At 51.1% G+C, this 7,386-nt stretch carries 7 protein-coding genes and 1 tRNA gene; 4 read left to right on the forward strand and 4 right to left on the reverse strand.

The genetic code is table 11. From position 1 onward, the window contains the following. The gene (locus G6Q15_RS11960; protein ID WP_164119114.1) at positions 1 to 930 is read right to left on the reverse strand and encodes a metal-dependent hydrolase; all 930 of its coding nucleotides are present in this window, start codon (positions 928 to 930) and stop codon (positions 1 to 3) included. Between the two features lie 56 nt (positions 931 to 986). On the opposite strand from G6Q15_RS11960, the gene G6Q15_RS11965 reads away from it, so the two are divergent. Beyond that, complete coding sequence (locus G6Q15_RS11965) at positions 987 to 1,586, forward strand: helix-turn-helix domain-containing protein (RefSeq protein WP_164119116.1); 600 nt, start codon at positions 987 to 989, stop codon at positions 1,584 to 1,586. A gap of 23 nt (positions 1,587 to 1,609) precedes the next feature. On the opposite strand, the gene G6Q15_RS11970 is transcribed toward G6Q15_RS11965, so the two are convergent. Continuing rightward, positions 1,610 to 2,551: a complex I NDUFA9 subunit family protein gene (locus tag G6Q15_RS11970; protein ID WP_205518171.1), complete on the reverse strand. Its 942-nt coding sequence runs from the start codon at positions 2,549 to 2,551 to the stop codon at positions 1,610 to 1,612. A 221-nt stretch (positions 2,552 to 2,772) separates the two neighbouring features. Between G6Q15_RS11970 and G6Q15_RS11975 the strand changes: the two genes are divergently transcribed. Next, positions 2,773 to 2,859: transfer RNA gene (locus G6Q15_RS11975), tRNA-Leu, on the forward strand. 177 nt (positions 2,860 to 3,036) lie between these two features. Next, positions 3,037 to 4,236, forward strand: a complete 1,200-nt coding sequence (locus G6Q15_RS11980) for an integrase arm-type DNA-binding domain-containing protein (protein ID WP_164119118.1) — start codon at positions 3,037 to 3,039, stop codon at positions 4,234 to 4,236. Here the strand turns inward: G6Q15_RS11980 and G6Q15_RS11985 are convergent. Continuing rightward, positions 4,216 to 4,569, reverse strand: coding sequence for a hypothetical protein (locus tag G6Q15_RS11985; RefSeq protein WP_164119120.1), 354 nt, complete (start codon positions 4,567 to 4,569; stop codon positions 4,216 to 4,218). The genes G6Q15_RS11980 and G6Q15_RS11985 overlap by 21 nt on opposite strands. 439 nt (positions 4,570 to 5,008) lie before the next feature. On the opposite strand from G6Q15_RS11985, the gene G6Q15_RS11990 reads away from it, so the two are divergent. Further along, positions 5,009 to 5,212 carry a helix-turn-helix domain-containing protein gene (locus G6Q15_RS11990; RefSeq protein ID WP_164119121.1) on the forward strand — a complete coding sequence of 68 codons (204 nt, stop codon included), beginning with the start codon at positions 5,009 to 5,011 and terminating at the stop codon, positions 5,210 to 5,212. A 979-nt stretch (positions 5,213 to 6,191) separates the two neighbouring features. Here the strand turns inward: G6Q15_RS11990 and G6Q15_RS11995 are convergent. Then, positions 6,192 to 7,386: hypothetical protein (locus G6Q15_RS11995; protein ID WP_205518172.1), on the reverse strand; the 1,195-nt coding region annotated here is incomplete at its 5' end.

Consider the following 7,386-nt stretch of genomic DNA (forward strand, 5'->3'; position numbering starts at 1 on the left):
CTATTTTGCCCGAACTGCGTCTGTTCTTTTGGCCTCAGGCATCACCGCATCGCTGTAATCGCTTTCCGCGAGCTGGATCAGGTGGCGGTCATCATGGTTCCATGGGTGGAAACCGGGCAGGAAGTAACTGAGCCATGCGCCGAAAATCTTGCGAGCCATGCCGGGGCGGCCAAAGGCGTACCAAAATAGCCGTACCCAGGTTTTTGGGCCAGTCAGCCCATCTTGTCTGAGCAGGTCGAGCATGCCGATGGCGCGCTTACGGGTAAATTCTTTCGTCACAATCAGCATCACCAGTGATTTGACTTTCCAGCGCTGCCAGCGGCTCCAGTCTTTGGTGGCGTGCAGCCATGTGTCATAGGCGACGCCCTTATGCTCAATTTCCTCCAGCGCATGCCAGCGCCACAGGTCCGCTGATTCCTTGTCAGCGCCAGCAAGGTGGCGGGGATTGGAAATAAGCTGCTGTGCCAGGATTGCGGTAAAATGCTCCAATGCCATGGTGGAGGCAAGGTTGGCGATTTTCGGGCGGTCTTTGGTAAGCTCCAGCGCCTCTTTCACATGCGCTTCCATGCGTGACACATCATAGCCCGCACCGACCACGCGGCGGTTGAACGCGATATGTTCGCGGCTGTGATTGACTTCCTGTTTCACAAACGCACGAATTTCGCTGGCCAACCGTTCGGACGTACCGTCACGAAACGCTTTTACGCTTTCAATAAAAAACGCCTCACCCATCGGAAAAGTGACAGAAAGGGCGTTGTAAAACGCAGTCGCCACCGGATCGCCGCCATGCCACCAGCGTTGCTGTTTCTGGTCACGGCCAAAACGGCGGTCGCGCGGCGTGATTTCAAGATCACTGGGCGTTGCGCTTGCATAGCCGGGCGTTTCGGGGTTATCAGCTTGGGCAGCATCTATTTTAACTGGGGCATTCATGTGAACTGATCCGTTGTAAATTTCTTACATGAGTGAAAATAAGGTTACTTACATAAATGTCAATAACGAAAAATTCCAAACGCCGTCTCAGCCCTGAAGAAAGCCGGACAATGGCGCTTATAGCGGCGCGCGAGCTGCTTATAGAAACCGGGCCGCAGTCCGTCACGCTCAAGGCTGTGGCTGCGCGGATCGGGCGCACGCACGCCAATCTGCTGCATCATTTCGGTTCGGCCTCGGGCCTGCAAAAGGCGCTGGCCGAATATCTGGCGGAAAGCGTGTGTGAAACCATTGGCGCGGCTGTGCTTAAATCGCGCAGCGGCGAGGGGACGGCGCGTGAGATTGTTGACCTCACATTTGATGCGTTTGACAAGGAAGGGGCCGGCGCGCTGGCCAGCTGGATGCTATTATCTGGCAATGAGGACGCGCTGAACCCGATTGTGGAGGCGATTCATCAGCTGGTCGATGACCTGGCCGAGGAAGGTCATGATGATTTGGCCATGCATCAGGATACACTGGCACTGGTGCTCATGGCGCTAGGCGATGCGCTACTGGGTAGCCAGATGGCAACCGCACTCGACCTGCCGCGCGTAACGGCGCGGGACCTTGCGGAGCGGCAATTGCTCGAATCGATGGCACGCTGGCAGGAAGAAGCCTGAGCGCAATCTTTCCTGCCTGATTTCTAACGTGCGGCGGCGCGTTTGCCGAAACGCCCGTGCGGGCGGTACCGCACCATCCATTCATCCATGACCGCGCCCATGGGTGTCGGGGTGATTTTCATTTTCTTCAGGCCGTCCGTGCCGGTGACGACATTGTCGGACTGCAGCATTTTCCACTGGTCACCAGTTATCGGCGCACCCGGCATCCAACCCGTTGCGCTTGCCATTAGGCCGGAAACGAAATCAGGTACAGGCAGGAAGCCGCGCCGTCGTTCAGACTGGTCTGCGATACGGCGATTAATCTCTTCCATGCTGATCACTTCGGGGCCGCCCAGTTCCAGCGTCTTGCCGGCATAGCTGTGGGGGGATTGCAGCGCAGTGAGAGCCGCCTTGGCAACATCATCGACAAACACTGGCTGGAATTTTGTATCGCCGCCAATTACGGGCACGACCGGCAGCATGGAGATCAGCGAGGCAAAGCGGTTTATAAATTCATCCTCGCGGCCAAACACGATTGAGGGACGCAGGATGGTGGCATCGCCAAATGCTGCACGTACGGCGGCCTCGCCTTCGCCTTTGCTGCGGCCATAGGCGCTTTGCGATTCAGTATCTGCGCCAATGGCCGACATATGCAACATGGCTTCACAGCCAGCCGTCGCAGCCGCTTCAGCTACATTTCGTGCGCCGTCCACATGAAAGGCATCGAAATCACCTTTCAATATGCCGACCAGGTTGATGACCATGTCAGCGCCGTGCACCGCGCGTATCACACTGTCTTTTTTGCGTACATCAGCGATCGCAAACTGCGTCTGACCCAGATTGCCCAGAGGTTTGATATGTGCGGCGTTATGCGGATTGCGCTCGGCAATACGGACGCGGGCACCGGCCTTTAACAAGCGCTGCGAGATATATGTCCCCAGAAATCCGCCACCGCCGAAAATGGTTATCAGCTTGCCCTGTATCATGTGTCCACCCTTGCCTGGTCCAAATTGCTGTCCGCACGTAATATCATAACTGGCGGAATTGAGAACCGTTCCTTTGCACCTCGATTTTTGCGCGCGCAAGACGAATGTGCACGATATGAGATGGCGGGGGTAAGATTCTGCCCAAAAGGCGCGTATAAAGGTTGACAGATGCAAGCAAATCCCGCTAATCGCCCCGCCTGCCCCGCGACAAATGCGGGTGCGCCCAGATGGCGGAATTGGTAGACGCGCTAGCTTCAGGTGCTAGTATTCGCAAGGATGTGGAGGTTCGAGTCCTCTTCTGGGCACCATTGGTTTGTTTCTCGACATATCTGATTGTTTGCAAAACCCTCTGAATTCTGCAAGGTAAGATGCCTACACAATGCAGGAGGTCTCAAGATGTTTCCCTCTAACCCATACAAAGAGGGGGTATTTCGCGGGGTATTTTGGACGATACGGTACGAATCGTTCGATTGCGATACCCCCAAATGACTTTAACTGTCGCCGAGATCAAAGCGCTAAAGCCAAGAAGCAAAGCATATAAGAAAGCGGATGCTGGTGGGTTATATCTGCACATCAATCCCACTGGATCGAAACTGTGGCGATACAAATTTCGGATAGCTGGAAAGGAAAAGCTTCTCGCGTTTGGAAGGTGGCCAGAAGTCTCATTGGCTTCGGCAAGAGAAGCACGTGATTTGGCAAAACAGCAAATTGCCAAAGGAATGGACCCATCGCTAGAGCGTAAACGCAACAAGGCCGCAGCTAAGGTAGCGGCTGGCACCAGCTTCGCGGTGATTGCGGAGGAATTCATTGACCGAAAACTTGTGGCTGAAGGGCGTGCGGACGGCACCCTTAAAAAGGCGCGCTGGTTTCTAAAATTGTTAGCTCCCGCTATCGGTAAAATGCCAGTTACTGATGTAGACTCCCAAATGCTTTTGGCCGCTTTGCGAAGGCTGGAGGCTAAGGGCAATTATGAGACTGCAAAAAAATGCCGGAGCTTTGCAAGCCGTGTTTTTCGTTATGCAATATGGACTGGCCGGGCAAAAAACGACCCAGCTGCTTCGCTGCAAGGCGCCCTAATTACCCGGAAAGCTAAGCATTATGCCGCAATTCTCGAACCAAAAAAACTAGGCGGCCTGTTAAGGGCCATAGATAGCTATGATGGCCATCCGGCCACTAAGTTTGCCCTTCGTATCGCACCGCACGTATTCGTCCGGCCGGGAGAACTGAGGCACGCAGAATGGCATGAAATAAACCTACATGATGCTATCTGGACCATTCCGGCCGGTAAGATGAAGGCACGGCGAGAACACGCCGTGCCGCTGTCCAATCAAGTCCAAAACTATTTCACCCAGCTTTCCAATATTACTGGTGTAACCGGCTATGTATTTCCGTCGTTCCACACACCCAAACGCCCTATGAGTGAAAACACTGTGAACGTTGCTTTCCGTAGAATGGGATTCGGCAAAGATGAGGTAACGGCCCATGGCCTTCGATCCACAGCATCAACGTTGCTGAACGAAAGCGGGCTTTGGAATCCAGATGCCATCGAACGCGCGTTGGCCCATGGTGATAGCAATGCGGTTCGCGGTGCATATAGCCGAGGTAATTATTGGGAAGAGCGCGTAAAAATGGCTCAATGGTGGAGTGATTATCTCGATCAAATTTCAGAGTCCTTGTCGCCTTAGCGCAGCCTCTGCGTCCTTGCTTTGCATCTCAATATAACGGCTCACAACTTTGTCAGGGCAATTGCCTATTACTGATGGCCCTTCTGACAACGAACCGCCAACATTTGCTTTGTTGCCATCATAAACGAAGGCGGTCCATCCAACATAACCGCCCATTCGGTTGCGTGAGTTCACAAAGCCGCAAATATGGCTTCCGGTCCAATTCATTTCATCAAAAATAGCAGACTCTGGGTCGATGAGCTGTTCCTTTACGGCGTCTTTTGCGTCGTAGTAGGAACAGCCTGACAACATCGATACAGCGCAAATAGTTGACAGTTTCCAAGTGGATTTCATCCGTGTTCTCCTCTTCCCCAACCGGCTGGAGCCGGGTGGTTCGTAACGTGCGAACACGGGTAAGCACGCCCCACGTATTTCCCGTGAGGGTATTGTATTTCGAGGGCCGCCCGACAGAAGCGGACCCGTGTTCAGCACTTGATGTGCATCCCACCGGCTTACGAGACCGATTAGATAAGGAGTGAATAGGTTATCAATATTCGATTGTCCATCTAGCCGAACAGCGGAAGCGACTCTTGAGACCCTTTTTCAATCAAGTTTCATATTTTTTTGGAGCCAAAAACGATCAATATCGGGGGAAAAGAGAAACTATTTTTTCCTTTTATTTGTGTTACTTGATTGCCATTTCCGGGTACAATCAGGCATTTTCACGACCTGTCAGCATTGCTGGGCGCCAACAGGAGAAATATTCTGGCAATCAGATACAACGGAGGTCAAAATGAAACAGCTACTTACTATTCCCGAATTTTCCAAAATGTACGGTATTTGCCGGTCTACCATTTATCGCGAACATGATGCTGGACGTTTACCATTCCGAAAAATCGGCCGTTCAACTAGAATTGCTAAGGAAGATGCGGAGGCATGGCTGGAAAGTTTGCCCGCAGTTGGCAATGAAGTGCGTGAACAGGCTGGCCAAATTTGATGTCTCTGTATGTCCACTTGAAACTTACGCGGACTTGTTTTGAGATGTTTCCAGACGTTTCAATTGCATGAAGACAAATTACAATCTTTCAAGCGCTTAGTGGTGTTCTTTGCTCTTCTACATAATAGGATGAAAGTTTGATGGTTGTAGAAACGTACAGCAAGGGTGTTTTGCTCCCGCATGGCGGTGCAAGACTTAATGCTAGAAGGCCAAGCACTGCATTGTCATACAAGGACTGTTCGAACCTCGCTAGTGCCGCTGTCATAGCCCACAAAATACACCATCCATTCAATCGATTTATCACGACTCTATGGGAGCGCGCCGGAATTGATCCCTTCGAATGCGTGAAAGCCACCGGGCGATTTATCAAATACGCTGGAGATTGGATGCGGTGCCATGGGCGCAAATTGATATGGATGTGGGTGCAAGAGCGGGGTGATTGGAACGGAGCACATGTTCATATGCTTCTTCACGTCCCACCAGATTTGATAACTGGCTTTCGACCTATGCATATGAGGTGGGTTAAGCAAATTATTCCGGGAAAATATCAAAAAGGAGTTTCACAAATGGATACCATTGGCAGTCCAATGGCCCCACTTCACTCACCTGACTATTACCGCTCCCTACTAATGGCAAAGGTTCATTATCTTCTCAAATGCGCCCCAAAGGAATTTGAGGTCCAACTAGGAATGGATCAGTGGCGCACCCCGCACAGCGCATATTGGGGCCGTAGGTGCACTGTGTATGGGAAGCGGCTGGCAATATGGCAGGGATGGAATCAGGCCGCATAACTCTTCCATGACCCGTAAATCCAATTGGCAAAACTAGTAGTAACTGACTCCATTGACAGGGAAGTTTCGGTGATAGTTCGATTATGACCGGTACTATAAGGAAAGTCAGATTTTCAAAGCTGTGAATTCCAACAAATTGGGAAGTGCCTTGGTTCCGAAGCAGCATTCAGGGGCGATATCTTTGATGGTCAGTCTTCGGACTCATCGTCGGATTCAATTTCTTCTCCAAATGACAACTTGCGGGCAGCAATACTGGCCTCTGCCCTTTTCGTCTCATTCAAAATTGAGCTTTCTAGGTCTGCTAGGTGGTGTTCGGCAAAATCTTGTACTGCTTTGTTTTCGTGATCGAGCCAAGGTTCGATCAGGTTTTTACGTTCTTTGTATAGTTTCACATAGCCAAATTCCCCGGAGACAACGCCAGACTCGTGCAAAGTATGGTGGGCCGCACGCATTATTTTTTTGTCGCCTGAAGAATTGGCTATGACTTCTTGCACCAACGGATAAACCGTCTCGTGCCCATCGAATGCTGATAATGTGTCCAACACAAAGCACGGGTCTGTTTTTGCTAGGGGTTTAAGCTCGACAAATAGCTCATCTGGAATTTCGGGAAATGCCCTCGCTATCAATTCTGCGCCCTCAAATCGGTACCTAGCGCCATCGATTTGATACCAATTCTTTGCTGCGTTTATGAAGTTTGTTGGAGATTTGGCTAGATGTTCTGGCAGCTGATAGGGGTGACTTGGAATTGCTTCATACCTTTCGAGCTTTTGTGCTGCGGAACGGTATTCCATCCGTTGAGTTAAAAACTCAAGAACGCTGTCAGGCCAATTCTCAGCAATTGCGGCTGTCACATATTCCGAGTTGTTGTTTAGGGTTGGGTAAGGCACAAGAGAATCCAATACTCGTATTGCTTGATCTTGCTTCAGAGCCAGTAGGATTGGGGCTCGCAACCATGGGACTAACGCCGTTTCCAGCCAACCGGTATCATTGAGTTCTGCCATTGCTTCGATAGCGGGTAACAAGACTTGTTCGATTAGATGATTCGGGTTTTTGTCAAACTGTCGAACGGCAGCGTCGACGCAGTTACAGATCGTATGAGTGTCCTCAGCTTGAATTCCCTTCTGTAAAACGTTTGAGAGCCATTCCAATTGAAATGGATCGGCAAATCTTAGATACCAAGCAATGTCACTCAACCGTGTTCCGGTATTGATCCAGCCTTCAATTTTTTCTCTCACGTTAGTATGCGACTCACTCAGCATCAAACCGGCCAACATACCCGGCAAGAACCGGGTGAGGGGTCCGGTACTTATATCGAGCCAAGGCAAAACCATTTCCGGATGTTTCGTACTGGCCTGCTGGATAAAATTTCCCAGAACGGGAAAG

The organism is Sphingorhabdus sp. Alg239-R122 (assembly GCF_900537065.1).
Lineage (GTDB): Bacteria > Pseudomonadota > Alphaproteobacteria > Sphingomonadales > Sphingomonadaceae > Alg239-R122.

Excerpts from the sequence above, each read along its gene's own strand:
- G6Q15_RS11960 (WP_164119114.1), bottom strand. The coding sequence starts at position 930 with ATGAATGCCCCAGTTAAAATAGATGCTGCCCAAGCTGATAACCCCGAA.
- G6Q15_RS11965 (WP_164119116.1), top strand. The coding sequence starts at position 987 with ATGTCAATAACGAAAAATTCCAAACGCCGTCTCAGCCCTGAAGAAAGC.
- G6Q15_RS11970 (WP_205518171.1), bottom strand. The coding sequence starts at position 2,551 with ATGATACAGGGCAAGCTGATAACCATTTTCGGCGGTGGCGGATTTCTG.
- G6Q15_RS11980 (WP_164119118.1), top strand. The coding sequence starts at position 3,037 with ATGACTTTAACTGTCGCCGAGATCAAAGCGCTAAAGCCAAGAAGCAAA.
- G6Q15_RS11985 (WP_164119120.1), bottom strand. The coding sequence starts at position 4,569 with ATGAAATCCACTTGGAAACTGTCAACTATTTGCGCTGTATCGATGTTG.
- G6Q15_RS11990 (WP_164119121.1), top strand. The coding sequence starts at position 5,009 with ATGAAACAGCTACTTACTATTCCCGAATTTTCCAAAATGTACGGTATT.